The organism is Cryobacterium sp. TMT4-31, from assembly GCF_004403385.1.
Lineage (GTDB): Bacteria > Actinomycetota > Actinomycetes > Actinomycetales > Microbacteriaceae > Cryobacterium > Cryobacterium zongtaii.
Genome location: NZ_SOGI01000006.1, coordinates 1 through 25,525, shown reverse-complemented (window position 1 = coordinate 25,525; position 25,525 = coordinate 1). Strand labels below are relative to the sequence as shown.

23 protein-coding genes are annotated in these 25,525 nt (G+C 68.4%); 13 read left to right on the top strand and 10 right to left on the bottom strand.

Going from position 1 to position 25,525, the window contains the following annotated elements; translation table 11 throughout:
- Positions 1-78: 78 nt before the first annotated feature.
- From E3T19_RS00560 to E3T19_RS00500, 13 genes are all read left to right on the top strand, one after another.
- Complete coding sequence (locus E3T19_RS00560) at positions 79-870, top strand: transglutaminase family protein (RefSeq protein WP_134407799.1); 792 nt, start codon at positions 79-81, stop codon at positions 868-870.
- Positions 871-1,033: 163 nt separating this feature from the next.
- Positions 1,034-1,663 (top strand): acyltransferase, encoded by a 630-nt coding sequence (locus tag E3T19_RS00555; protein WP_241979885.1) that lies wholly within the window; start codon positions 1,034-1,036, stop codon positions 1,661-1,663.
- A 241-nt stretch (positions 1,664-1,904) separates the two neighbouring features.
- Positions 1,905-2,528 (top strand): acyltransferase, encoded by a 624-nt coding sequence (locus tag E3T19_RS00550; RefSeq protein WP_241979898.1) that lies wholly within the window; start codon positions 1,905-1,907, stop codon positions 2,526-2,528.
- Positions 2,525-3,223: a hypothetical protein gene (locus tag E3T19_RS00545; RefSeq protein WP_134407797.1), complete on the top strand. Its 699-nt coding sequence runs from the start codon at positions 2,525-2,527 to the stop codon at positions 3,221-3,223. Before E3T19_RS00550 ends, E3T19_RS00545 begins: the two co-directional genes overlap by 4 nt.
- Before the next feature lie 13 nt (positions 3,224-3,236).
- Positions 3,237-4,499, top strand: a complete 1,263-nt coding sequence (locus E3T19_RS00540) for an MFS transporter (RefSeq protein ID WP_088457329.1) — start codon at positions 3,237-3,239, stop codon at positions 4,497-4,499.
- A complete protein-coding gene (locus E3T19_RS00535; protein WP_134407796.1) occupies positions 4,496-5,512 on the top strand; it encodes a hypothetical protein in 1,017 nt (338 codons plus the stop codon). The genes E3T19_RS00540 and E3T19_RS00535 overlap by 4 nt, the downstream gene beginning before the upstream one ends.
- Entirely contained in the window at positions 5,509-6,423 is a 915-nt protein-coding gene (locus tag E3T19_RS00530; RefSeq protein ID WP_088457331.1) for a glycosyltransferase, read from the top strand. Before E3T19_RS00535 ends, E3T19_RS00530 begins: the two co-directional genes overlap by 4 nt.
- 277 nt (positions 6,424-6,700) lie before the next feature.
- Positions 6,701-7,399, top strand: coding sequence for a hypothetical protein (locus E3T19_RS00525; RefSeq protein ID WP_134407795.1), 699 nt, complete (start codon positions 6,701-6,703; stop codon positions 7,397-7,399).
- Positions 7,400-7,487: 88 nt separating this feature from the next.
- On the top strand, positions 7,488-10,163 hold the full coding sequence (locus E3T19_RS00520; protein ID WP_088457333.1) for a WecB/TagA/CpsF family glycosyltransferase: 2,676 nt from the start codon (positions 7,488-7,490) through the stop codon (positions 10,161-10,163).
- A gap of 193 nt (positions 10,164-10,356) precedes the next feature.
- On the top strand, positions 10,357-11,355 hold the full coding sequence (locus tag E3T19_RS00515) for a glycosyltransferase family 2 protein (RefSeq protein ID WP_134407794.1): 999 nt from the start codon (positions 10,357-10,359) through the stop codon (positions 11,353-11,355).
- The gene (locus E3T19_RS00510) at positions 11,352-12,077 is read left to right on the top strand and encodes a hypothetical protein (RefSeq protein WP_134407793.1); all 726 of its coding nucleotides are present in this window, start codon (positions 11,352-11,354) and stop codon (positions 12,075-12,077) included. Before E3T19_RS00515 ends, E3T19_RS00510 begins: the two co-directional genes overlap by 4 nt.
- Positions 12,074-12,916 carry a hypothetical protein gene (locus tag E3T19_RS00505; protein WP_088457336.1) on the top strand — a complete coding sequence of 281 codons (843 nt, stop codon included), beginning with the start codon at positions 12,074-12,076 and terminating at the stop codon, positions 12,914-12,916. Before E3T19_RS00510 ends, E3T19_RS00505 begins: the two co-directional genes overlap by 4 nt.
- Complete coding sequence (locus tag E3T19_RS00500) at positions 12,913-14,259, top strand: O-antigen ligase (RefSeq protein WP_088457337.1); 1,347 nt, start codon at positions 12,913-12,915, stop codon at positions 14,257-14,259. Before E3T19_RS00505 ends, E3T19_RS00500 begins: the two co-directional genes overlap by 4 nt.
- Positions 14,260-14,308: 49 nt before the next feature.
- On the opposite strand, the gene E3T19_RS00495 is transcribed toward E3T19_RS00500, so the two are convergent.
- The 10 genes from E3T19_RS00495 to E3T19_RS00450 all read right to left on the bottom strand — a co-directional run.
- Entirely contained in the window at positions 14,309-16,222 is a 1,914-nt protein-coding gene (locus tag E3T19_RS00495; RefSeq protein ID WP_088457338.1) for a DUF4082 domain-containing protein, read from the bottom strand.
- Positions 16,223-16,258: 36 nt separating this feature from the next.
- Positions 16,259-17,458, bottom strand: a complete 1,200-nt coding sequence (locus E3T19_RS00490; protein WP_134407792.1) for a glycosyltransferase — start codon at positions 17,456-17,458, stop codon at positions 16,259-16,261.
- A complete protein-coding gene (locus E3T19_RS00485) occupies positions 17,455-18,720 on the bottom strand; it encodes a glycosyltransferase (RefSeq protein WP_134407791.1) in 1,266 nt (421 codons plus the stop codon). The genes E3T19_RS00490 and E3T19_RS00485 overlap by 4 nt, the downstream gene beginning before the upstream one ends.
- Positions 18,717-20,246 (bottom strand): lipopolysaccharide biosynthesis protein, encoded by a 1,530-nt coding sequence (locus tag E3T19_RS00480; RefSeq protein WP_134407790.1) that lies wholly within the window; start codon positions 20,244-20,246, stop codon positions 18,717-18,719. Before E3T19_RS00480 ends, E3T19_RS00485 begins: the two co-directional genes overlap by 4 nt.
- A complete protein-coding gene (locus tag E3T19_RS00475; protein WP_241979883.1) occupies positions 20,237-21,343 on the bottom strand; it encodes a DegT/DnrJ/EryC1/StrS aminotransferase family protein in 1,107 nt (368 codons plus the stop codon). The genes E3T19_RS00480 and E3T19_RS00475 overlap by 10 nt, the downstream gene beginning before the upstream one ends.
- Positions 21,340-21,975, bottom strand: a complete 636-nt coding sequence (locus E3T19_RS00470) for an acetyltransferase (RefSeq protein WP_088457342.1) — start codon at positions 21,973-21,975, stop codon at positions 21,340-21,342. Before E3T19_RS00470 ends, E3T19_RS00475 begins: the two co-directional genes overlap by 4 nt.
- Entirely contained in the window at positions 21,972-23,129 is a 1,158-nt protein-coding gene (locus E3T19_RS00465; protein ID WP_088457343.1) for a DegT/DnrJ/EryC1/StrS aminotransferase family protein, read from the bottom strand. The genes E3T19_RS00470 and E3T19_RS00465 overlap by 4 nt, the downstream gene beginning before the upstream one ends.
- A complete protein-coding gene (locus E3T19_RS00460) occupies positions 23,126-24,121 on the bottom strand; it encodes an NAD-dependent epimerase/dehydratase family protein (protein WP_134407789.1) in 996 nt (331 codons plus the stop codon). Before E3T19_RS00460 ends, E3T19_RS00465 begins: the two co-directional genes overlap by 4 nt.
- On the bottom strand, positions 24,118-25,197 hold the full coding sequence (locus E3T19_RS00455; RefSeq protein ID WP_088457345.1) for a Gfo/Idh/MocA family protein: 1,080 nt from the start codon (positions 25,195-25,197) through the stop codon (positions 24,118-24,120). The genes E3T19_RS00460 and E3T19_RS00455 overlap by 4 nt, the downstream gene beginning before the upstream one ends.
- Before the next feature lie 93 nt (positions 25,198-25,290).
- Positions 25,291-25,525 (bottom strand): DUF4082 domain-containing protein (locus tag E3T19_RS00450; protein WP_134407788.1); only part of this gene is annotated, 235 nt, incomplete at its 5' end.

Sequence of the window (25,525 nt, the reverse complement as noted above, 5' to 3'; positions counted from 1 at the left end):
GTGAGTTAAGCACCTAAAACCCGAGGCACGGGTTGGGTGCTTTTCTCACGGTTCGCGGATGTATGCCACGATGTGGGCATGAAACGCTCCGCTTCCGCGCATCTCGAACTCGTTGCACACGGGCCCGCTGAGCTGGTTCTGTCCGTCGCCGTCGCCGCGGACGCGAGCGCCACGGAGCTGCTCGCCATCGTGCAGAACGACACCGCGCTCACCTACCGGGACGTCCTCGACGCGCACGGCACCCGGCTCCAGCTCGTCTCGGTACAGGCCGGCCGGATCGACATCGACTACACGGTCGAGGTGTCGGGCGAATCCGGGCCCGCAGAGGTGTCCGACATCGACCTCGTGCGTTACCTCCGGCCCAGCCGCTATATCGAATCCGACCATCTCTGGCCCACCGCGCACGCCGAGTTCCGCGGGCTCACCGGCACCGACCTGCTCAACGCGATCACCTCCTGGGTGGGCACGCACCTGAGTTACGTGCCCGGCGCCAGCCTGCCCACGGATGGTGCGGTGCGCACCCTGCTGTCCCGGCAGGGCGTCTGCCGCGACTACGCCCACCTCGTCATAGCCTTCCTGCGCGCGCACGACGTGCCGGCCCGCCTGGTGTCGGCCTACGCTCCCGGCCTGTCACCGATGGACTTCCACGCCGTGGCCGAGGCGTATCTCGACGGCGCCTGGCAGGTCGTCGACGCCACCGGGCTCGCTCCGCGCCAGTCGCTTCTGCGCATCGCCACCGGCCGGGACGCCGCAGACACCGCCTTCCTCTCCTCGGCGGGCGCCGCAATTCAGCTGAACGTGCTCACCGTCACCGCCGTCGCCGACGTGCTGCCGCGGGACGACGTCACCAGGCTGGCCCGGCTGGCCTAGACGCCACCCCTGGAGTGGTTACAGCGGGGCCGGAAGGCACGCGCTATGGTCCCTGCAGCGCACAACAGACCTGAGAATAACTCACTCGTACCTGTCGCCCCTGTCAGGCCGATGACAGCACGAGCCTCCGCGGCATCCGGCTCCCAACTTGCAAGGGATACTCGTGACGACTGACGCCGGCGCCGTGAGGGCGCTATGGATAGCACCGTCCGCGGACGTCGACCCCCGCGCGGTGCTCGGCGCCGGCAGCACGGTGGCGGACCGCGCCCAGGTCCGCGAATTCGCCCGGGTCGGCCCCGGATGCACGGTCGGGTACGCCGCGTACCTCGGGCCTGGCGTCATCCTCGGACGCCAGTGCACAGTGCAGGATTTCGCCCTTCTCTACGAACCGACCCTGCTGGAGGAACGGGTGCACGTCGGACCAGGGGCCGTGTTCACCAACGACAGGTTCCCCCGAGCCGTTTCGCCGATCGGCCGCCTCAAGACCACGGCGGACTGGGACCTCGTCGGTGTCACCGTGCGCACCGGGGCATCCATCGGCGCCAACACGGTCTGCGTCGCACCCCTCACCGTCGGGCGCTGGGCCGTGGTGGCCGACGGCTCCGTGGTGACCGCCGACGTGCCCGAGTACGCCCTGATGGACGGGATTCCGGCCAGGAGGGTGCACTGGGTGGGACAGAGCGGCGCCCGCCTGGATCGCGTCGGCCCCGACCTTTTCAGATGCCCGGTGACCGGCGCGCTCTACGGCGAACACAACGGCGCCCTCCGCCCACTCGGAATTGCCCCCCGATAAGGTCACAGCGACACCTTCCCAGCCCGGCTATGGTCACGTCGTGAGGACCTGGGCGTGCGCCAGGTCTCGTCAAGAGTCCGTCTCCGGCTTGCGCTATTGCCGGCGTCGGGCTCTGTCCGAGCTGCACCTGTACACCCGACATGCAGGGATGGAACGTGAAAAGAAGTACTTTGCGGCGACCCCTCCGTGCGGCCGGCTGCCCCGCAGCCTCCCACCGCCCCGCGAAAGGTCGACGCTCGTGATACCCGCACCGGAGACGGCCGGGCACCCCCTCATCGAAGCGACCGCCGACGTGGACCCCACCGCGGAGGTCGGCGCTGAGACACGCGTGTGGCACCTCGCCCAGGTGCGCGAAAATGCCTCCATCGGCAGCGGCTGCATCCTCGGGCGTGGCTCGTACATCGGACCCGGCGTCATTCTCGGACGCAACTGCAAGGTACAGAACTACGCACTGATCTACGAACCGGCGGTCCTGGAAGACGGCGTCTTCGTCGGTCCCGCCGTGGTGTTCACCAACGACATGTTTCCGCGGGCCGTCAACCCCGATTTGAGCATCAAAATGGCAGAGGACTGGCATCCGGTGGGTGTGCACGTCGGCACGGGCGCGTCCATCGGTGCGCGGGCCGTCTGCATCGGACCGGTCAGCATCGGCCGTTGGGCGCTCGTCGCGGCCGGCGCCGTGGTGACGAAGGATGTCCCGGACTACGCCATCGTCGCCGGCGTACCGGCCAGACGCATCGGCTGGGTCGGTCGGTCGGGGATCCCGCTGCGGAGAGCTGAGGACGGCCGGCTGACCTGCCCGGCCACCGGTGAGCACTTTTACGAACGTGACGGCGTCCTCCTGGCAGAACGTGAGTCCGGATGAACAAGCGTCAGCTCGGGCTCACCGCGCTCGCCCTCACCGTGGCAGTGGCGACGGCCGGCATGATCGTGGCCCAGCTGCTGCCGGCAGCCGACCGGATTCGCTCGGTGGCGGAATCCACACCGTCGGCCACGGCGCCACCGACAGCCGCCGAGAGCGGCGCCCCCACGCCCACGTCGACCGCGCGGATCGACGAGACGGTGCCGCCGGCTCCAGAGAGACCGCAGGCCGACCCCGCACCCGACACCGATACGGAGGCGGGCCCCCGCACCTCAACCGAAGTGCTCCCGCCCGGGCAGGTCGACGTCACCCTGCCGCCGTCGAAGCCCCGGTCCGCGCTCGTCTCGCTGCCGCTCCCCCCAACCGTGAACTCTCTCGGCGACGTTGTACACGGGTTCCCCACCGATGTCATGCCGGGGATCCCGAACTCACTCGTCGACAACAGCTCGGTGGCGACGCAGGGCGACCGTCTGCAGGCCGCGTTCAAGGCAAGGACCACACTCGGCACCGACGACGTCCTCAGGTTCTACCGGCACCATTTCGCGCCCCTGGGACTCCTTGAAACCCCGGTGACCACGACCGAACGCGGGACAACGCTCAGTTTCGCCCGCGACGACGATTCGGTGACCCTGTCGGTCACCGCCGTCGCCGGCGGATCCAGCTACGTGCTCTTCGGCGTTTTCACGGCGCAGGGTTGACGGCGGCCGGCCCGTGTACATCTCTTTTTCCGACCGGGGATCGGCACAAGGAACGGCATCCCCTCCCGGACGCCCCGTCGCGACGCGGGTCTCGTCCGTCGTCATCGCGCTGGGAATCGTCAGCCTGGTCACTGACGTCTCCTCGGAGTCGGTGTCGGCGATCCTTCCGCTGTACATCACGGGAGTGCTGGGCCTGTCGACAGTCGCCTACGGGCTTCTCGACGGGATCTACCAGGGCGTCAGCGCCATCGTGCGCATCGCCGGCGGCTGGGCGGCGGACCGGGGGGACCAGCCGAAGTGGATCGCGTTCTTCGGGTACGGTCTGTCAGTCCTGGCCCGCACCGGACTTCTCTTCGCAACCGGATTCACGTCCCTGGCGGCCGTCATCGCTGTCGATCGCCTCGGTAAGGGCGTCCGGACCGCCCCGCGCGATGCGCTGATTACAGCGTCATCGCTCCCGGAGAACCTCGGTAGGTCTTTCGGAGTGCACCGCATGCTGGACACCGTCGGGGCCGCGGTCGGGCCACTGCTCGCCTTCGCGATCCTGTTCGCCATCCCGGACGGCTACGACACTGTTTTTGTCGTATCGCTCGCCTTCGCGATCGTCGGCGTCTTTGTGCTCGGCCTGGTCGTACCGAACACCCGTCCTTCGGCAGAGCGCGCCGCACCCGGCACCTCCCGGGCGTCGTTCAGGTGGGCTCAGCTGAGGGATCCGCGGCTGCGCCGCCTGCTCCTCACCGCGGGACTGTTGGGCATCGTGACCATCGGTGACGGGTTCATCTACCTGGTCCTGCAGAGCCGGGATGCCTTCGCGGCGGCCTGGTTTCCCCTGCTCTACGTGGGCACCAACGTCGTCTTCCTCCTCCTTGCGATCCCGCTGGGCAAGCTCGCCGACAGGTTCGGCCGCGCCAGGGTCTTCGTTTGCGGCCATCTCGCGCTCCTGGCTGCCTACGCCTCTGCAGCGGTCCCCGTTGCCGGGCTTCCGACGACGATTCTCTGTCTGATAGCCCTCGGTGCGTTCTATGCGTCCACCGACGGCATCCTCGCGGCGCTCGCGGCCCAGTCGACGTCTGAGGCCAGCCGTGCGACAGCCATCGCCTCCGCCCAGACCGTCGTTGCCGCCACCCGGCTGATCGCGTCCACTGGATTCGGTGTGCTCTGGTTCGCGGTGGGCCGCAACGACGCCATGCTGATCATCGCGGGCGCACTCGCCCTGCTGATCCCGCTGGCCGCTCTCGTCCTGCGCGGCGCGTTCGACCGGACGCAAACGACATGACCGCACGCAAACGCACCATCGCCGCCGTGCTGGTCAGCGCGGTGCTCCTCGGCGGAGCCGGAGGCTACGGCATCGTGGCCTGGGCAGGCTCCCAGGAACGACGGACCGGCGGGAACGCCGTGCAGGCGGTCACCACCGACACGGCGGCGACAGGAGACCGGATCGTGTTCCGCAATACGGCATCCGGCGACGGGTACGGGCTGGTCGCCTTCGTCCCGCTCGCCGATCCCGCCGGTGAGCGCTCGGTGACGGCCCAGGCGTGCGACAGGGTGTACGCAACCACAGTCGTGGAGATGTGCCTCCACATCGACCGCGGGATCGTCACGACGTTCGCGGCCACCCTGCGCGGTGCGGACGCCGCCGAGCTCCGCACCTGGCCGTTACCCGGCATCCCCAGCCGCACTCGGGTATCCGCCAACTCCCGCCTCGTCGCCGTGACAGCGTTCGTGACCGGGGAATCATATGGGACGGTCGCGTTCTCGACTCAGACGACGATTTCCACAATCGACGGCACCGACTACGGCAATCTCGAAGACTTCGCTCTCTTGGTGGACGGTGAGCGCATCACAGCGGCCGACCGCAACATCTGGGGCGTGACCTTCGGCAGCGACGACACCACCTTCTATGCCACGGCGGCCACGGCCGGACGCACCTGGTTGGTGCGGGGCGACCTGACCGCCCGCACCCTGACGGCCATCCGGGAAAGCGCCGAGTGCCCGTCGCTCTCCCCCGACGGTCGTCATATCGCCTACAAGAAGGTCGTTACCGGCACTGCGTCGCCGGTCTGGTCCATCGCGGTGCTCGATCTCGAGACGGGGGTGGAGACTCTCCTCCCCACCCCCGGCAACGTCGACGACCAGGTGGAATGGCTGGATGATTCGACACTGCTCTACGGGCTGGCCCGCACCGACGTCGTCGGTGACAGCGATGTCTGGTCCATCTCCATCGACGGGGCCAGCCAACCTCGCCTTTTCATCCCGCACGCCTGGTCTCCATCGGTGGTGCGCTCATGACTGCCAAACGCGGGCAGAACGCGACACGTCTGGACGACCCCGCGACGGCGCCCCCCACGGTCGATCACGTCCTGATCACCAGGTTCAACCTGCCGACCCCGGGCCCAGAGGGTCGAGTGCGCCAACGCGAGGGATGGCTCACCGGCCGCGCCGACCTCTTCGAGAAATACTGCCTGCCGTCGGTGCGCGCTCAAACCAACCAGAACTTCCGCTGGCTCGTTTACCTCGACCCGGACAGCCCCGAATGGCTCGTCCAACGCCTGGCACCGTTCGTGCGGGACCAGGTCTTCGAGCCGATCTACCGGGCAGAGGTCACCCCGGCCATCATTCTCGACGACATCCGCGCTGGGCGAACCACACCGTCCGCCGACCTGCTGACCACGAATCTCGACAACGACGACGGGCTCGCCGCCGATTTCGTCGACCGCCTACAGCGAATCCCTCCAAGGGGGCCGCGCTCGGCGCTGTACCTCGCGTCGGGACTGATCCTCGGTCCCGACGGGTTGTTCCTCCGCGTCGACAAGCTCAACGCGTTCTGCTCCGTCAGGGAGACCTGGAACGATCCCGTCACCTGTTGGGCGGACTGGCACACGCTGCTCCCTCGGTCCATGCCGAGCGTTGCGGTATCCGGCCCACCGGCGTGGCTGCAGGTCGTGCACGGCAGCAACGTCAGCAACCGGGTTCGCGGCCGGCTCGTCGCGTCGAACGGCTACGCCGCCCTGTTCCCCACCCTGCCCACCGATCTTGACCAGCCGACGCGTACCGACCTGCTCCGCGACCGCCTGTTGAGCGGGCCAGCCAGGCTGCTGCGGGAATCCTCTCGCGCCGCCGTGAAGTCCACCCTGCTATTCCTGGTCGGCAAGCGCGGGGTCGACCGAATCAAGGAGTGGCGCAGCGGGACGACGAAATGACACCAGTCCGCCCCGAGCCGCGTCACTTTACCCCCCGATAAGGTCACAGCGGCTCGTCGCTTGCCCGGCTATGGTCACCTCGTGAGGACCTGAGCCTGCCTCAGGTTTGAACACGAGTCCGTGCCGGGCCTTACCCTTCCGGCCGCGGGCTGTATCCGAGCTGAACCTGTACACCCGAAATGCAGGGATGGAACGTGACCACAACCATTATTTGTCGACCCCTCTGTGCGTCCGGCTGCCTCGTAGCCGACCGCTTCCTCGTTCGACGGCGACGCCGATGAACAAGCGTCAGCTCGGCCTGGCAGCGCTCGGCCTCACGGTGCTGGTGGCCAGCGCCGGCGTCGTGGTCGCGCAGCTGCTGCCCCCGACCGACCGGATCCAGAGCGTGGCGGAGTCGACGCCGCCCACCGCGCAACCGACCTCCGAGCGGAGTGTCACCCCGACGCCGGCCGACACCGACGGTGCGACGCCCGCTCCGGTTGAGGAGGAGCCGACGGACACCGGCGCGGACGGCGAGCGCTGGAGCGAAGCCGACGCCGCGCCGCGCACGTCGACCGAAGTGCTCCCTGAGCAGCCTGAGAGCGTCATCCTGCCACCATCGAAGCCCCGGACCACGTTCGTTTCGTTGCCGCTTCCCCCCACCGCCAGCTCGACCGGAACCGTGGTCGGCGGGTTCCCCACGGACGTCATGCCCGGCATCCCGGAGTCGGTTATCGACAACACGTCCGTCGCGACCGAGGGCGACCGTATGCAGGCCGCGCTGGAGGCCAGGACGTCACTCGGAACCACCGACGTCCTGGCGTTCTACCGGCAGCATTTCGCTCCGCTGGGTCTTCTGGAGTCTCCGACCACCGCCGCCAAACGGTCGACGACGCTGAGCTTCGCGCGAGGCGACGACTCCATCACCCTCGCCGTCACCGCCGTCGCCGGCGGGTCCAGCTACGTGCTCTTCGGCGCATTCACCGCGCAGGACTGACAGGCAGGCCCGTGTACATCTCGTTGTCCGGCCTCTGCACGCCCCTCCCTTCCCTTGTCCATGCCTGGTCTCCCTCGGTGGTGCGAACATGACTCTTGATACAGCCCGAATCGTCCTCGGCGGGTCCGCCGTGGACCTGCTCGAATTCAGCGACTCCATAGAACGGATAACCGAGCACCTCGAGGCGCCTGACATCCCGCCCCTGGCGGTCACGTCGATCAACCTCGACCATGTGCATCACTTCGGGGCGGGTGCCGACTGGTCGGGAACGCTCGACGACGACGGACCGGCGCCGGAGGCGGGGCACAGCCAGCTGACCTGGCTGAACCTCATCGATGGTGCCCCGCTCGCCGCGCAGGCCGGCCGCATCACCGGCCGCGCCTGGCCGCGCCTGGCCGGCAGCGACCTGATCGGACCGATCTTGGCGCTATGCGAAAGCCGCGGCACCCGCATCGGCTTTCTGGGCGGGACGGCCGACACCCACGACCGTCTTCTCGCCGAGCTCGCCGTTCGATACCCAGCGCTGTGCGTTGCCGGTCTCTGGGCTCCCGCTAGGGACGAACTGAACGATTCGGTGCGGTCGGAGGCGATCGCCCGCGAGATCCACGATGCCGCCACCGAGCTCCTGATCGTCGGACTCGGAAAGCCTCGGCAGGAGCTGTGGATCGCAGAACACGGGCTGGCGACGGGCTCCCGCGTGCTGCTGGCCTTCGGCGCCGTCGTCGACTTTCTCGCCGGACGGGTGACCAGGGCTCCGCACTGGATTTCCGCGCACGGACTGGAGTGGGCGTGGCGGCTCGCACTGGAACCCCGGCGCCTGTGCACCCGGTACCTCGTGCAGGGCCCACCTGCCTACCTCGCGGTGCGGCGGCGGGAGTCGATCGCCGCCCCCTGGACACCCTCTCCGGCGGTGATCGGAGTCCACCCCCACGATGGTGCGCCAGAGAACCGATTCGTCGGCTTCGCCGACCCGGACGAGCACGCCGACGTGGCCGTCGTTGTCGTCGCCGACAGCACAGTCAGCGTCCTCCCGCTGCTCGAGGAACTCCGAGCGGAGTGTCAGGACCTCCGACTGCGCTGCATCGTGACCGGCGGGGACCCCGGTCGCACCTCCCGGCCCGAGCTGCTGCTCCAACGGGACGTGATCCTGGTGCCGACGGAACGAAACCGCGGCCATGCGGCTTCGATCAATGCCGCCAGAGCCCACATCGGCAGGGCGGACGCTGTGCTCGTGCTCGACGGCACCGGGGAGGTGGAGCGTGGCGCGCTGCGAACCATGGTCGACCGGATGAACCGCGCCGGCGCCGGCGCGGTGGTACCCCGCTTGCTCACCGGTGATGGCGCCACCCGTCGGCACCTGCCCAAGGAACCCACGGTGAGCCGGGCCCTCCTCAGCGCAACCGTCGAAAAGGACGATTCCGGCTCTGGAGGCCGGTTCAGCTCGGTGTACACCGACGCTGAGAGCTACGAGCATGCGCATCAAGTGCGCTGGGGGTTCGACACCGGGCTCCTGGTGCGCCGGGACGTCGACGACCTCGTCGGCGACAGGGACGAGCGGTTCACCGCCGCCCAGGAGTCGGACTACTTCCGCCGCGTGCGTGAGACGGGGGCGCCGATCTGGTACGAACCTGCCGCGCGTATCAGGTCCGAAGCCAGCCCCGGCGTCCGCACGCCCGCGCTGGCGGCGCTGCTCGCCGCGAACCAGGTCCGCTTCACCCGCCGCTATCGGTCCTTCGGTTACGCGCTCGCCTTCCAGGCTGCCTTGGCCGTGACCGCCGCCCGGCACTGGACCGACCCCGCCCAGCGCACGATCGTGCGCGCCCTGCTGACGGGATCTGTCTGGAGGACGGCGCCGGCCGCTCCCCCAAAGCCGGTCGCGGTCACCACGACAGAGCCCGGCCCGTGGGGCAGGTCCGCCACGCCGGCCGGCACCATCATCATCCCCGCCCACAACGAGCGCGCGACGATCGGACGTACCCTCGCCCTGATCGCCCCGATGGCGGCCCTGAACCAGGCGGAGATCATCGTCGTCTGCAACGGCTGCTCCGACAGCACGGCGTCCGTCGCCCGCCGGTTCCCCGGCGTCGCGGTGTACGACATCGAGACAGCATCCAAGACCGCGGCCCTCAACGTCGGCGACGCCGCCGCCCACGCCTGGCCGCGTCTCTACCTGGACGCAGACGTGGCGATCGAACCCACCACGGTGCGCGCGATCTTCGACTCTCTCGGGACCGGGCGCATCCTGGCCGCACGCCCCGAGTACACCTATGACACCACAGGCGCGTCGGCCCTGGTCAAAAGCTACTACCGCGCGCGGCGAAGGATACCGACCAATCGCGACGCCGTCTGGGGCGCCGGTGCCTATGCCGTGAACGCGTCAGGGCACGGCAGATTCGACCGCTTCCCCGACGTCACGGCCGACGACTCGTACGTCGACAGCCTCTTCCGCTCCGACGAGAAGGTCGTCGTACCGACCGGCTCTCCCGTGCGGGTCTTCACACCCCGGACCGTCGCCAGCCTCGTCGCCGTTCTCGCCCGCCAGTATCGGGGGGTCTCGGAATTGGGGACCGAGTCCACGACCGCCGGAAGCATCAGGTCCCTCGTCGCATCCGTGCGCGGCCCGGCGAGCGCGGCCGACGTGGTCTGCTACGGGCTGCTCACGGTGCTCGGCCGGCTCAGGGCCCACCGTGTCGTCAGCCGAGGCCGGGCGGGCTGGGAACGCGACCTGTCCAGCCGAGCACTCCCTCCGGACCTCGCGGCGTGACCCTGACGACTTCGGCCAATCACCCCCTCTTTGGGGTCCGACGGTCTGCCTCGACCGGGATACTGTCTGCTCCGACGGGGACCCTGGTCCCGTCGATTGCATCATGGGTCTGGCTCGTAAAACCTGCCACATCCGATCCGAACCAAGGGGGTGAACGCGTGTACTCATCACGTCGACCCTGCCCGTTCCTGCCATGACCGCGTTGACGCCCGACCGGTCGCCGTCGCCCGCCCCCGGGCGCGACACCTTCGTCAGCGCTGACCAGCCGGCCGATGTCGCGGTCATCATCGTCACCTACAACAGCGAGGCAGACGTCGGGCCGCTCCTCGCCAGTCTGAGAGGGGCCACGCCGTCGGTTCGGATGTGCGTCGTCGTCGTCGACAACGATTCGACCGATGGCACCCTCGGTGTGCTTGCCGAGCACGCCGACATCACCGTGCGCTCCAGCGGCGGCAATCGCGGCTACGCCGGCGGAATCAACGTGGCGTTGAGGCTTGTCGGCCGTGCACGCAGCATTCTGGTGCTCAACCCGGACCTGGTGGTTCGACCGGGCAGTGTGCGCGAGATGCTCAACTGCTTGGAATCAACCGGCGCCGGCGTCGTCGTTCCCCGCCTGGTGGATTCCCTCGGCGTCCTCCAGGCGTCGCTCCGCCGCGAACCGACGGTGCTGCGGTCGTTCGGCGAAGCGCTGTTCGGCTCTCGGGCCCGGCGGAGGCCGGGCTGGCTCTCCGAGACCGTCTACGACCAGGAAAGCTACCGGCGCGCGCACGTCGTGGAGTGGGCCACCGGAGCCGCCCTGCTGATCGACCGGGCGCTCGCCGAGCGCCTCGGTGATTGGGATGAGCGGTACTTTCTCTATTCAGAGGAAACCGACTACTTCCGCCGCGCCCGGAACGCCGGCGCAACGGTGTGGTACGACCCGGCAGCGACCGTCGCTCACCGCCAGGGCGGCTCAGGTGTGTCCGCCGGGCAATCCGCGTTGATGTCCGTGAACCGGGTGCGCTACGCCGAACGGCACGGCACCCCCGCCGCCGCCGCGCTCGTGCACGTTGCGGTCACGCTCCATGCGGCCCTCCGGGCCCACCGGGCGGCCGATCGCTACGCCCTGGCCGTGCTGCTGGATCGTCGCCGGTGGAGGACCCTTCCTCATGCGACGAACACCGCCGCCTCTCCGATCGGGATGGGCGAATGACCGCCGCCGGCTTGCTGCGAGTTCTCCTGCGGCGCTGGTATGTCGTCGTGGCCGTTTTCGCCGTCCTGGGCGTCACGTTCGTCACCCTCGACGAGGCCGGCGGCGCTTACGTCTCGCAAACGAAGGTGGTCTTCGTGGTTCCCGATGCCGCAGCCGTCGGCGTCTTCGACGACCGACAGCGGGACACCCTGTTGGAATTCGTCGGGGCCATCGAGCAGGAGATCAACGACGGAAAGCTGCCCGACCGTCTCTCGCCGGACGCCCCACTCTTCGGTGCGGGAGTCTCCGAGGGGTATCAGGTCGTCATACCCAACACCGGCGGGCAGTGGGAGTACAGCTTCCCCGACCCGGTGTTGTCGGTACGGGTCGCCGGTCAGGATCCCGACAGGGTCAGAGTGACCCTCAACACTCTCCTCGACCGGATCGACGTTCTCACCGCCGACCGGCAGAGCACCCTGGACCCCCGGGATGCCATCAGCACTGAGCGGGTCCCGGCCGAGGCCACGGTCAGTCACGTCGGCGGATCCCGCAGAACACAGGCCAGGGCCCTGCTCGTACTCGGGCTGGTCGGGCTCGGCGTGGCCGCGACCGCGGCAACGCTCGTCGACCGGCTCGCCGGCCGGACTCCCAGACCCCGCCGCCAGGACGGGTCGGCCGGCCAAACCCTGCCGCCCACTATTTCACCGGGCACAACCGCCCAGCAAACGGAGCGTGTGACATGACATTGAAGAACTTCCTGCGAGGCCTCGGACGGCGCTGGTACGTCGTGCTGATCGGTCTGGTACTCACCGGCGTCGCTGCCGGCGTCGTGTATTCCGAGGTGCAACCCACCTACCAACGCAACGCGACCCTGCTCCTCATGCCCGCGGCCTCGAGCGTTCCCGAAGGAGAGAACCCCTACCTGTTCCTCGGCGGCCTCGGCCAAGCCAGTGACGTGTTGGTGAACACGATGGCCTCGCAGACCGTGCGTGAGTCGTTGTTGGATGGGCATCCGGCCGCGGACGCCACCGTCCAGCGCATCGCGACCAGCAGCGGTCCGCTCCTTTCCGTCACCGCCACCGGCAGCACCAACAGTGAGGTTGCCCTGGTGCTCGACCGCGCCCTCTCCGGCGTGCAGACAAACCTCAGCTCCCTGCAGACCCGAGCCGACGTTCCGGAGGTTGAGCGCATCACCGCGATGCCTCTCACCACAGACGAAACCAGTACGGTGATCCAGAAGAGCCGGCTGGAAGCCGTCGCCGCAACAGCTGCCGCCGGCTTCGCTCTCACCCTGCTCCTGGCCGGGTTGGTGGACGGGCTGCTGCTGTCCAGGGACAGGAGACGCCGGTTGGATCCGCCCGTTGCCGATTCCGCCGGCACGCCGGATGACGTTGAGCTCGAAGACGGCCGGGCAACCGAGGACTTCGACGACGACCTCGGCGCACCCCAGGGTCCGAGGCACCCGGACCTGTCCCGTTCCGGCGACCGCCGGGTGCTCGCCGGCGTCCCGGACGGCTTTGACGACAGCACGATCCCCGTCAAGCACGGCGCAGACGCACGCGCTCCCGAGCACGCCGAATGAGCAGGCCGGCGCCCGCGGCGACCCGCGCCGCCGCGACGGAGCGAGGTCCCCATCGGGGGATCGACGGACTGACTGTTCTCACCGTGTACGTGGTTCTGCTGTTCGCGGTTCCGTCCGGACTCACGATCACGGCCCTGGGGTCGGCGGGACGGCCCGCAACGCTCTGGGCCCTCGGCGCGGGACTCTGGTGGTGCTGGCATCAGCTGCAGCGTCAGTCCCCTCTGCCACCGGGCCCGCGACGCGTATCCGCGGCGTTGTTCGCCCTCCTCGCGGTGGCGGGCTTCAGCTACGCCTGTGCCATGCTTCGCGGGCTGCCCACCGACGAGGTCAGCCCGGCCGACAACGGGCTCCTGCGACTGCTGGCGTGGGCCGGGATCCTGCTCGTCGGCATCGACGGTCTCCCCAGCGTCGGCGAACTACGGGTCCTGCTGCGCAGGCTCGCGTGGGCGGGCGGCGCGATGGCGACCCTGGGCATCCTTCAGTTCCTGACGGGCAACCTTCTCCTGGAGTTCTGGCACTTCGTGCCGTTCACGATGTGGGAGGGCCCCACCTCGGACGCACTCGACCAGCGAGCCGGCTTCATCCGCGCGTCGGGAACGGCGATCCATCCGCTTGAGTACGGAGTCGTCCTGGCCATGGCTTTTCCGATCGCCCTCGCCCTGGCCGTCGAGAATCGCTCGGCGCATCGGCTGATCCCCTGGCTGCCTGTCGCCATGATCACTGTCGCGTCACTGCTCTCGGTCTCCCGGTCAACCCTGATCGGCCTCGCCGTGGGACTGATCATCATGCTGCCGACCCTCTCCCGCAGCGTCCGGATGCTCATTGTCACGGTGGGCGGCGCCCTGACCGTCGCGATCGGGGTGCTCGTCCCCGGGATGATCGGAACGATCCGCGGTCTGTTCACCGGACTGGGGTCGGACCCGAGCACCGCATCGCGAACGACCAGCTACGACATCGCCATCGACTACATGAGCCGGTTCCCTGTCGTCGGCAAGGGATTCGGCACCTTCATCGCGAAATATCACATCTTCGACAACCAGTACCTGCTCCTGGCGATCGAGTTGGGAATCCTGGGCGTCATCGCCTTCCTCATCCTGGTCGTCGCCGGCATCGTCAGTGCGGCGCAGGCCCGCCGCACGGCCACCGACAGCCTGGACCGGCAGCTGGCCCAGGCCCTCGTCGCGGCGCTCGTCGCGGGCAGTCTGCTGATGGCCTTCTTCGACGGTTTCGCGTTCTCGATGTCTGCGGGGATGCTCTTCCTCGTCCTCGGCCTGGCTGGGGGTGCGCGGCACCTGCTCGCTGCAGGGCCTCCCGTGCCCGGTCAGCCGGTGGCGACCCGATAGGACAGCTGGACTCCTCCGGGCAGTCGGCGGTTCAGCCCGCGGACACCCGCTACTCGCTGCCCGCCCCTGCCGTGAGGGGCACCCGGTAGATGTGGTAGCTGAATTCCTCGGCGAAGGCGTCGGTGAATCGTCCCTTGCCGTCGACCGCCAGGCTGCGATCTTCTCCCAGCACCTCGACGTTCTTGCCTTCGACCCCGGGCGGCAGGGTGAGAGTGCGCTCCCCCGGGCCGGCAGAGCCGTCGACCATCGCGAAGATGTAGGCCGACCCTGCATAGGTTTTGAGCATGGTGTCGAGCTTCGGACCGAAGGTGTACTCGTAGGACTGGGTGTTGAGCACCGGGGCGAGTGAGTGAATTTGAGCGTTCACCGACTTCACTGCGGCGACCTGAGCATTGCCACAAAAGCCCGGGCTGACCTGAGATTGGCGGAAAACGTTGCTGCTTTGGCACGTTCCACTGAGGCTCTGATTGAAATAGGCAATCCCTCGGGCTTCGTTGATGATCGAGTTCATCACCGCCCCCGTGAGCTGCCCCGGGGTGAGGTAGGACTTCGGCGCAGCATCCGGCGGACCGCCGTTCAGGTTCTCCACCCATTGCCAGAGTGGTTGCAGTTTTCCGTCTGCGGCGTCCTGGGCGCGGAGGGAGTTCATAGTGGCGCCGTAGCTCGACGCGGTGCGACAGGTCGCCTGCGCGACCGGGGTCAGATACACATCCCGATACGGGGTCTGGTCGCAGAAGGGGATGCTGTACCAGTACATGTCCACCGACACCACATCGGTGTATCCGTTCACGTACTGGCGCGCTGCCTCCTGCGGGAGGTCACTTGCGATCACCATCTGGGTGAAGTTCGCGTAGCGGAAGCGCCCGTCGTCGGGGAGGGCGTCGACCAACCCCTGGAGGTGCTTGTGGCCGTCTGCTGGGGTGAATCGGCCGTCGACCTCATCGTCAAGGAACTGGCCCACCCAATTGCCGCTGTCGGCGGTGAAGCCGTCGTTGAGCTTTCCGCCGATCCAGAACACACCGTTGTCGGCAAAGAGCCGGTACGGCGTGCCATCCCACATGCCGCTGTACGTGTTGATGCCGAGTGACTTGTCGTAGGCGACCTCGTCATCGGTGCTGAAGTTGCCGAACCAGGAGACGATAGGGAAAAACGTCGGGTCGTCCCAACCGGCCGCGTCGGCCTTGCTGAACTGTTTCCAGTAGGCCGGCCCTCCTTCCCAGGGAATCCGCGGAAGGGCCAGCGAGGTCCCGGTGTCGCTCGGGGGCACCGAGATCGGGTCGGGCGCAGCAGGGGTCGGGGTGGAGGACGATTCGGCCGGGGCCGAGGGACTAGCGGCCCGCGGGTGGTCTTCCGGCACCGTTTCACCCGGGGCGGCGGGGCGGAACCTGACGTCGACGTAATAGTTGGTGTCCTCGAACGACGCGGTCGGGAAGCCTCCGGACCCGTAGCGGAAGACGCCGCCGCCGGCCGGAACCGACAGCGCGCCGTTGGTATGCGGGTCGGCTAGCGCGCCGGCATCCGAGGCGTAGTGACCCCGTGGCGCGAAGTAGGAGGCGACATAGCTGTGGCCGCGGTGAACCGGCACCGGTTCGGCGAAGGTGGCTTCCTGCCATCCGCTGGAGGATTCTCGGGTGAATTCCACCCGAGTCAGCGGGTTCCCGTCACCGTCCCACAGAGTGCCCAGGTGTGGTCCGGAGTTGCCTGTGCCCTTGTAAAACCGGAGACCGGTCACCCAGCCATCCCGGGTGCTGGTGAAGCGGACGCCCACTTCCACCGACGCATCGTCCGATGCTGCGGCCACAGTGGGGGTCGGTGAACCGAAGATGTTGGCCTCTGCCCGTGCCTGTCCTGCGACGCCGGCCACCAGCGACAGTGCGGCCACAACGACCACGACGCCCGCTGCGACGATCACCGCCCACCGCCGGCGGCTCGCCGTGATGACGGTGGTCTGTTCCGATGGCATGTGCTGCTCCCTCGCGATGGCCGAACTGCCGGGTGCTCAGGTGAGCGCGCCGGATGCTGCGGGTCGTGATCGTGGCGTCGCGGGGACACCTGAGCTGCCCGCGGGGAGGACGAGGTCCAGGAGCCGCCCCGCCCGGACGTCCCAGCTGTGGGATGCCGCAAATTCGATCCGGCGTCGGCGGTCGGTCTCAGCCTCCGCGCCGCGTGCCGGATCGGAAACGATTCGCTGCACGTGCTCAGCGAACTGCCGCGGATCAGTCCCGACGCTGATCAGGTCGGTGTTCAACCACTGGACTGCCGGCAGATCGGTCGACACCACCGGCAGCCCGTTGGCCAGGTATTCCAGGGTTTTCAAGGGAAAGCTGGCTCGGTTGAATGACGTGATGCGATACGGAGTCAGGCCGACCACCGCCCCCACGAGGTGACCGGGTAGTTCCGCAAACGGAACCTCCCCGAGCCAGGTCACCGTCTCTGCGGCGAGAAACGCGTCGAGGCGGACCGTGATCTGAGGATCACGCTCAGTACGCGGTCCGACGACCAGGATCGGCACCCCGGTCGCCAGCACCGCTTCGAGCACGTCGAAGTCCAATCGCTCATTGAGTTGTCCGACCAGGGCGGCAGCGGCTTTCGGGTCCCCGCGGTCGGGTTGACGCCGGCCGGCAGACACAACAGGTTCGCAGCCGTTGGGCAGGACCTCGACCGTGCGGTCGACGGCGAGACCGCTGACTGTTGCGGCGAGCTCCGGGGTGACCGCGGCGACGACGTCCGCCCGGGACACATTCCTTCGGAGGATCCGGGAAATACCAGACTGGGGCAGATCCAGCAGGGCAGCGCCGGCCACCCAGTCGTCGGTGAGGTAGAGCAGCCGACTACCCCGTACCCGTCTCGGGAACCGTGCCCGGGGAGTCGCCACCACGACAGCGGTCACGTCGGCGTTGAGCTTCTTGACCGCCCAGCGGACTGCCCAGGCGCCCAGGGCACCCGCGATGGAGAGCATTGCCCGCTTCGACGCGAACGGCACGGTGACGCTGCGCAGCCGAACGATGTTCGGGCCCTCGGAGACAAGCTGAGGCAACGGCCAGCGGTAGTTGCGGCGCAATGTCCTGTGCACCGCCACCGGAGGGTCAACCCAGAGGACCGGGATGCGTCGGGCCAGCGCCGCCGTGAGACGCCGGTCGGTTCCCGGAACGGCATCCCATTCGGCGCCGGCGATGTAGACGAGGTACGGCGGTGTCACGAGCCCGCTCCCGTCGTCACCGGCAGGCTTCCGGGCCGGACACTCGCCGGACGGGCGTTGAAGTCGTCGGTCTGCTCGGTTCCGATCAACCGGCGCACACGTTTCCCCGCGTAGTACCGGGCGTACCGGGTCAGGGCCGCAGCATCGTGCCGGACCTGCTGCCCGCGCGTGACCCGCAGCTGGAGTGCTGCGCGATAGATGGCCAGCTGGGTCACGGCTGCGGCCTCCACCGAGAACCGCCCGTGCACGGTTGCCAGGCCGAACGCGCCGACTTCCGCTCGAAGACCGGCGTCCTCGAGCAGTTGCCGGAGGATGCCCTCCAACCGGGCCGGACCCGTTTCGGCCGATTCTCCCACCCCGTACCACCCGGCCCAGAGGAATTCCGGCAGGGTATCCGGGGTGAGAAGCTCCCAGTATCCGCCCTCCCCCTGCACCACCAGCGGTTTCGCGAAGGCGAGCGCTTTCAACGCAGACCCGCCCATGCCGAGCATCACATCGGCTGACTCGTAGACGGGCCGGGGATCGGTCACCTCGCCCAGCAGGACCACGGTGCCGGCACCCGAGTCCGCGTTGACGTGCGCGGCACGGGCGACCACCTCCTCGCGGGCGGGCCCGTCCCCGGCGATGACGAGCCGAATGGCCGCGTGCCGGGCCAGGGCTCCGACGGTGTCGATCGCCGTGAGGATTCCCTCCAGCTTCAGCTGATGGGCGAACCTGGTCACCATGCCAACCGTGAACCGACCGTCGTCGCCGGCTCCGAAGACCCCGGCGGGCACCGCACCCGGATGATTCTCCGTCAGGTCGACCGGCGGCTCCAGCAGGCTGACCGAGGAGCGACCGAAGGCACGCTCGGCGGCGGCGATCGCCTCGGTCCCGACCGCGAGTGGCATGCACTTCGGAAGGAACGGTGCGACAGCCATCGACATCACGGTGGACACCGCGACGGCGGATGGCTGCAGCCGGCTGGCGAGGATGCACTCCAGCGCCGGTGGCCACTCGTAGCCGTGCAGCACATCGATCTTCCGTTCCACCACGAGGTCGGCGAGCGCACGGGCCACCCGGGGTGACGGGCGCCGGCCCGGTCGTGGAGCCGCGATGAATTCGAGACCCAGATCGGCGATTCGCTGCACAAGCGCACCCGGGGTGCCGAAGACAATAACCCGGTGACCACGGCGCTGCAGCGCGGCCGCAATCTCAATCGCGTTGAGCTGGCTCCCGCCGATCCCGAGGTCGTGCGGGTAGACGAGCACCCCGAGCGTCATGCGCGCCCCCCGGTCATGCGCCGGGCCAGCCAGCTGGACGGCCAGGCGAGGCCGGCCAGAACCCGGCCGAAGGTTCGGGAACGGCGAAGCGACGGCGGCACAAGCGGGAGAAGCAGCGGTGCGGTCAGCACCAGGTAGAGGATGCCGCCGGCCAACCCTCCGAGCAAAAACTTCGCCGGAGCCGCTGACACCAGCATCGCCACGGCCCACGCTGTCCCTCCGGCCGCGGTGCCGGCACACACCGGCCAGGCAATCGCCCGAACCATCACACCGAACGGTCGAGGGATCGTTCGTCGCAGCATCAGGAGATACAACGGGAGGATGACTCCCGCGCTCACCAGAATGTGGGCCAGTCCCACGCCCACCAGACCGCCGTATCGGACACCGACCGCCATGGCGGGCAGGAGCACCGCGAGAGCGGCGACCTGCACGAGGAGCAGACCGCCGGTGCGGCCGGTGGAGATGATGATGTTCGCCAGGAGGAGGCCCAACACGAAGATGACCCCGTAAACGGCGAGGACGACGAGGGCCGGTGCGGCTCCCGTCCACTGGGTTCCATAGATGGTGGTGAGCAACGGCTCGGCGAGGGCGAGGGTGAGTCCGCCGATCGCGCAGGCCACCAGGGCGACAGTTCGGCAGGCCTGAAGCAGGGCGCCGCGAAGGTCCCCGCCTTCATGACGCACTCGGGAGAACGCGGGTTGAACGATGCCGTTCAGAACGGATCCGATCACGGCGGTGGACCAGGCGGCGATGGTGAACGCCAGAGAGTAGAGCCCGGTGGCTTCAACGCCCAGGGTGCGGCCGACGAAGACGTAATCCACATTGAGCAACGCCTGGCTGAGCAGGTTGGCCAGTGCGAGCGGCAGTCCGAAGCGAATCAGCATTCCGATCTGATCCCGCCGAAATCCCGGCCAGTAGCGTTTTTTCACCTTCATGGTGAGGATCACCCCGGTGACCAGCTGCGCCGCGACCCGCGACCAGGCGAACGCCAACGCCCCATCACCGGCGAGTGCCACCAATAAGAGGACCGCGCTGCTCGGAACGAACGCGATCGCTGCCGCTCGAAAGATCACATCCTGCCGGAAGTCGCGTTGGATCAGCGCCCCCGGCACCACGAACGGCCCGATGAGTGCCACCGAGAGCGCCATCACCCGAAGCGGCCCTGCCGCATCCGGGGAGCCGAGGGCAGCAGCGAGAGGGTCGGCGAAAACGGCCATCGCGGTGCCCAGCACGAGGCTCGTGATGATCGAGACCGTGGCGATCGTCGGCGCGATGCGGTCGGGGTCGAGGTCGTTACGGAGCAGCGCCGAAGAGATGCCGAGTTCGGCGAGGCTGACGACGACCCCCTGCACGACCATGGCCAGGGCGAACACCCCGAACGCCTCCGGGGCCACGATCCGGGCGACGACCGCCATGATCGCGATGTTGGCGAAGCGCAGGAACAGGGTGCTGCCGGCCGACCAGAGCGCCCCCCTACGCACCTGATCGCCGAGGACCGAGCCGGGTGAGGCGTCGGTCACAGGCATGATTGCAGGGTGTCGACCACCCGATCCTGCTGCTCGTCGGTGAGGCCGGGGTAGATCGGCAGCGAGAGGATCTCCCCGCTCAGGCGTTCGGCGACGGGGAACGTGCCCTGCCCCCTGGCCACGTCAGCGAAGGCGGGGAGCTGATGCACCGGGACCGGGTAATGGATGCCCACGCCGATACCCGCGTCGCTCATGTCCTGATACGTCCGGTTCCGTTCCGGCACCCGCACCACGAATTGGTGGAACACGTGCTCGTTCCCTGGCGCGGTTCGGGGGGTGACCACTCCGGGAGCCCCGTCGAGCAGGGCGGTGTACCGGGCGGCAAGGCGTCGGCGTTCGGCGTTCCACCCGTCGAGCAGGGCGAGCTTGGCGGAAAGCACCACGGCCTGCAGGGTGTCGAGCCGGGAGTTGGTCCCCACGCTGAGGTGCTCGTACTTGTGCACTCCGCCGTGGTTACTGAGCGCACGCACCTCGGCGGCGATCGCGTCGGAGGATGTGATCACGGCACCTGCGTCACCGTAGGCGCCGAGGTTCTTGCCGGGGTAGAAGCTGGTGCCGGCCACGTCCCCCAGGGACCCGGCGCGCCGACCATGGGACCGCGCCCCCTGGGCCTGCGCCGCGTCTTCGACCAGGACGACGTCGGGGCCGACCAGCAGACGGAGTTCGTCGACCGGCGCGGCTTGACCGTAAAGGTGCACGGCGATGACCGCTCGGGTCTGGGCGGTCATCCGCTCGCCCACACTCACGGGGTCGAGGAGGAAATTCTCGTCGCAGTCGGCGAAGACCACCCGCGCACCGGCGCGCAGAACGGCTTCGGCGCTCGCCACGAAGGTGTTGGCGGGAACGATGACCTCGTCGCCTGCGCCGATGCCGCTGGCGCGCAGTGCGAGCTCGAGCGCGTCGGTGCCGTTACCGACACCGATCACGTGCCGGCTGGTGCAGTAGGCCGCGTATTCCCCTTCGAACCGGGCGACGTCGGGGCCCTGGATGAAGGAACTCGCCGCGATGACCCGGTCGAAGCCCTGCCGAACCACGTCGGCGATCTGCTGATGCTGCCCGGCCAGGTCGAGCATCGGGACTCGTTCGGTGGTCTTCACACTGCGCTCCTCTGATAGACGGACCGGGCGGGGACACCGGCCCAGGTTTCTCCGGCCGGCACGTCGGCGATGACAGCGGCGCCCATCCCGACGATCGCTCCGGCTCCGACGACGACGCCCTGCCGAACGGTGGCGTTCATGCCGAGGTAGGCACCCTCGTGCACTGTGACTCCCCCGGCGAGGGAGACTCCGGCAGTGAGAGTGGCAAAGTCACCGACGACCACGTCGTGCGTGAGGGTTGCCTGCGGCATGACCACGACATGACGGCCGACTCTGACGTCGGCAGTGAGCACGGTGTGCGCAAGCAGCACACTGCCCCGGCCGACAGTGCAGGAGGCGGGGACACGTGCCGAGGCGTCGATGACCGTGACATACCGCTCCGGTTGCACCTCCAGGGCGGCCAGCCGGTCAGCCACCCGGCGTCGCCCGGCGCCGGAGCCGACGCAGATCAGCAGCCCGGTCCGGTGCCTCGCAGCGAGTTCCAATCCGCCGATCACGTCGATTCCAGCCACGCGGCTGCCGTGCAGCTCCTCATCGTCGTCGAGAATTGCCACCCAGCGGAATTCACGCTGTTCCGCCGAGACGACCTCTCTCGCCAGGCCGCTGGCGGCGAGCAGGATGACGTCTCTCATGCGGCGCCCCGGCGACGGGTGGACGAGACCTGCACCACGGCATCGATCACACGGTCCTGTTCAGCATCCGCCAGCTCGTGATAGAGCGGCAGGATCAGCGTGTTGTCGTTCAGGCGCTCGGTGACCGGAAGCGGAACGTTGTGCTCGACCCAATCCCGGTAGGCCGGTTGGCGGTGTGCCGCCATGATGCCGCGGCGGGCCGAGATGTCCGCATGCGCCAGCGCCTCGACGAGGCCCTCTCGATCCGTGGGAAAATCCGGGAGCACTTCGACCCAGTAGGACTGGAAGTTCGAGGTTCCCCACTCCGGGTCGCTGACCACGCGCAGACCCGGCACTGCGGCCAGGGCGATGCTGTACCGCTCCGCCAGCTCCCGTCGCTTGCGCACGACTTCCGGCAAGCGTCCGAGTTGCACGATCCCGATCGCGGCCTGAAGGTCGGTCATCCGGTAGTTGAATCCGATCTCCCGGTATTCCTCGGCCGGTGAAAGCACACTTGCCTGGCGGCTGGCGGCCGAGAGGCTCATCGAGTGCTCCCGAAGCTGCCGGGCGCGGGTCGCCCACGCCGTTGTCGACGTGGTCAGCATCCCGCCCTCGCCGGTGGTGAGGAGCTTGCGCGGGTGGAAGGACCACGCGGCGATGTCAGCCCCGGCACCGACCGGGCGCCCCCGGTAGGTGGACCCGGCGCCGCAGGCCGCATCTTCGATGACGAAGATCCCGCGCAGTTCGCACACTGCACGGATCGCGGCGAGGTCAACCGGGATCCCGCCCTGGTCCACCACGATCACCGCTCGTGTGCGATCGGTGATGACCGCGGACACGGTCTCCGCGGTGAGGTTGCCCGTCGCCAGGTCCACGTCGGCGAAGACCGGGCGGGCGCCGACGTACGTAGGCGCGTTGGCGGTCGCGATGAACGAGAAGGAGGGGACGATCACCTCGTCCCCGGCCTGGACGCCCGCAACGACGAGTGCCAGGTGCAGGGCCGTGGTGCAGTTCGACGTCGCCACGGCGTGCTCGGCGCCCATGGCCGTCGCGAATTCCTCCTCGAACCGGGCCACCCGGGGTCCCTGCGCGACCCAGCCGGATTCGATCACTTCGGTGACCGCCTGGATCTCGTCGGCGCCGATCCACGGCTTCATGACATTGATGCGGCTCATGAGGTCACCAGCGTTCGGCCGGCGGCGATTTCCTCGCGGAGGGGTGCCCACCAGGCGACGAGTTCCCGGAGCCCCTGATCGAGCCCGACCCGGGCTTCGAACCCGAGATCCCGCCGGGCTGCGGAGACATCAGCAAGTCGGCGCGCCACTCCGTTAACTGCCCGGTCGGGGCCGTGCTCAACCGGCAACGTCGAATCCATCGCTCGCAGGAGGTGCTCAGCCAGTTCGAGCAGGCTCGTCTCCACCCCGCTGGCGATGTTGTACACGCCGTCACGGCTGTCACTGGTCGCAGCGAGCAGGTTCGCCCTGGCGATGTCGGCGGTGAACACGAAGTCCATGGTTTGGCGGCCGTCCCCGAAGATCAGCGGTGCTTTCCCGTCGATGATGCGCTCCATCCACCGCACCAGGACTTCGGTATAGAGGCCGTGCACGTCCATCCTCGGACCGTAGACGTTGAAGTACCGCAGCGCCACGAAGTCGAGGCCGCGCATGGCTCTGAAGCTGCGCAGCATGCCCTCATTGAACGACTTCGCCGCACCGTAGAAGGTGTCGTTGTTGTGGTGGTGGTGGCGCTCCGAGGTGGGGAAGTGCTCCGCGAGTCCGTACACCGAAGCGCTGGACGCGGTGATGAGCTTCTCGATGCCCCGGTCGGCCGCCGCCTCGAAGACGTTGAAGGTGCCGTCGACGAGCACCTCGAGGGCCAGGCGCGGATCTTCGGCGCACTGAGTGATCCTGAGTGCTGCCTCGTGGAAGACCAGGTCCTTGCCCGCGACGATGTCATGGACCAGGTCACGGTCACGTAGGTCGCCCTCCACCAGAGTCACCCGGCCAGACGCCAGGGCCCCGGCGAGGTTGTCGCGCCGGCCCCTGACCAGGTTGTCGAGCACGTCAATGTGCGCCGCACCGGCATCAAGGAGCTGGTCGACGATAGCCGATCCGATGGTGCCGGCGCCGCCGGTGACAAGGACAGTCGCTCCGACCAGGGCGCTCATGACGCCTCACCGATCAGGCTCAGGTCATCGGCACTGGCACGGATGTCGGCAACGGGTGCGAGTTCGGCCGCCGCCAGGCTCCTGGTCGCCGCCTCCAGCACCGCCAGTACCCGCAGTCCCGACTCCCCGTCGGTCCTGGCGGGACGTTTCTCCCGGATGCTGCGGGCGAACTCCGTCGCCATCGCACCGAGGGCCTCGTGTTCGGGGAGGGCGGGCGACCACGTGTCACCCAACCGATAGGAGATCGTCGACTCCCGACGCGCCTCCCCGCCGACGGCCTGCAGCGACAGGTCGACGCCGCGGTCGTAGACGCTGACCCGTTGTTGCGGGTTCAAGTCGTCCCAGACCAGGGTTCGTTTGGTGCCGCCGATGATCATCTGGCGAATCTTGGTGGGGCTGAGCCAGTTCACGTGCACGTGGGCCATCGCCCCGTTCGCCAACGGCAGCGCGAGGTATCCCACGCACGCCTTACCCGCCCCCAGCGGATCAGCGCCGTGGGCCGACACCGACAGCGGCCGCAGCCCGCCGGGAAGCACGAAGTCGATGATAGACAGGTCGTGAGGGGCGAGGTCCCAGAAAACGTCGACGTCGGGCTGGATCAGGCCGAGGTTCACGCGCACCGAATCGATGAACAGGATGTCGCCGAGCGCTCCCTCCGCGACAAGCTCCCGGATCTTCAGGACGGCGGGCGTGTAGCAGTAGGTGTGGTCGGCCATGAGGACCAGTCCCCTGTCGGCGGCCACTCGAACCATGTCCCGGCCCTTGACCCCGGTGTCGGCGAGAGGTTTCTCCACCATCACGTGCTTGCCTGCGCTCAGGGCGGCCCTGGCGATGCCGTGGTGGGTGGAGGCCGGCGTGGCAATAGCCACGGCGTCGATGTCATCGGATTCCAGCAGGTCCTTGAGCGATGTCACCACGCGGGCGCCGCCGACACCGTCGGCGACCCGTTGGGCGCGGTCCCTGTCGAGGTCACAGATCGCGACCAGGTCCCATTCCGGGTTAGCTCGGAAGTTGCGGGCGAGGTTCGGCCCCCAGTATCCGGCGCCGACGACGGCGATTCGAAGTTTCGTGTTCACTGATACCCCCAGGGTGTTGTGGGCGTTCAGGACCGCTCGGGTGACGGGCCTGTCATGCGAGGCTTCACCGCGGGTTCGGTGAAACCGAATTCTCTAGCCGGATCGTGTGAAAACCACGTCGACGAAGTAGTTCTCCGCCTGCCAGCTGTTGGTCGGGAAGCCGCCGGCGGGTCCGTAGAGGTACCGGCCGTTGGACGTCGTGCCGGCGGTCAGCGGACCGACGGTGCGCGGGGTGGCGAAGTAGTTCGGCGTCGCGGAGTACCGGCCGTTGGGTGCGAAGTAGGACACCACGTAGGTCTGGCCGGCGGTCAAGACCACGGGTGTCGCC

Coding starts and splice junctions, on each gene's coding strand:
- E3T19_RS00560 (WP_134407799.1), top strand. CDS start 79: ATGAAACGCTCCGCTTCCGCGCATCTCGAACTCGTTGCACACGGGCCC.
- E3T19_RS00545 (WP_134407797.1), top strand. CDS start 2,525: ATGAACAAGCGTCAGCTCGGGCTCACCGCGCTCGCCCTCACCGTGGCA.
- E3T19_RS00535 (WP_134407796.1), top strand. CDS start 4,496: ATGACCGCACGCAAACGCACCATCGCCGCCGTGCTGGTCAGCGCGGTG.
- E3T19_RS00530 (WP_088457331.1), top strand. CDS start 5,509: ATGACTGCCAAACGCGGGCAGAACGCGACACGTCTGGACGACCCCGCG.
- E3T19_RS00525 (WP_134407795.1), top strand. CDS start 6,701: ATGAACAAGCGTCAGCTCGGCCTGGCAGCGCTCGGCCTCACGGTGCTG.
- E3T19_RS00520 (WP_088457333.1), top strand. CDS start 7,488: ATGACTCTTGATACAGCCCGAATCGTCCTCGGCGGGTCCGCCGTGGAC.
- E3T19_RS00515 (WP_134407794.1), top strand. CDS start 10,357: ATGACCGCGTTGACGCCCGACCGGTCGCCGTCGCCCGCCCCCGGGCGC.
- E3T19_RS00510 (WP_134407793.1), top strand. CDS start 11,352: ATGACCGCCGCCGGCTTGCTGCGAGTTCTCCTGCGGCGCTGGTATGTC.
- E3T19_RS00505 (WP_088457336.1), top strand. CDS start 12,074: ATGACATTGAAGAACTTCCTGCGAGGCCTCGGACGGCGCTGGTACGTC.
- E3T19_RS00500 (WP_088457337.1), top strand. CDS start 12,913: ATGAGCAGGCCGGCGCCCGCGGCGACCCGCGCCGCCGCGACGGAGCGA.
- E3T19_RS00495 (WP_088457338.1), bottom strand. CDS start 16,222: ATGCCATCGGAACAGACCACCGTCATCACGGCGAGCCGCCGGCGGTGG.
- E3T19_RS00485 (WP_134407791.1), bottom strand. CDS start 18,720: ATGACGCTCGGGGTGCTCGTCTACCCGCACGACCTCGGGATCGGCGGG.
- E3T19_RS00480 (WP_134407790.1), bottom strand. CDS start 20,246: ATGCCTGTGACCGACGCCTCACCCGGCTCGGTCCTCGGCGATCAGGTG.
- E3T19_RS00470 (WP_088457342.1), bottom strand. CDS start 21,975: ATGAGAGACGTCATCCTGCTCGCCGCCAGCGGCCTGGCGAGAGAGGTC.
- E3T19_RS00465 (WP_088457343.1), bottom strand. CDS start 23,129: ATGAGCCGCATCAATGTCATGAAGCCGTGGATCGGCGCCGACGAGATC.
- E3T19_RS00460 (WP_134407789.1), bottom strand. CDS start 24,121: ATGAGCGCCCTGGTCGGAGCGACTGTCCTTGTCACCGGCGGCGCCGGC.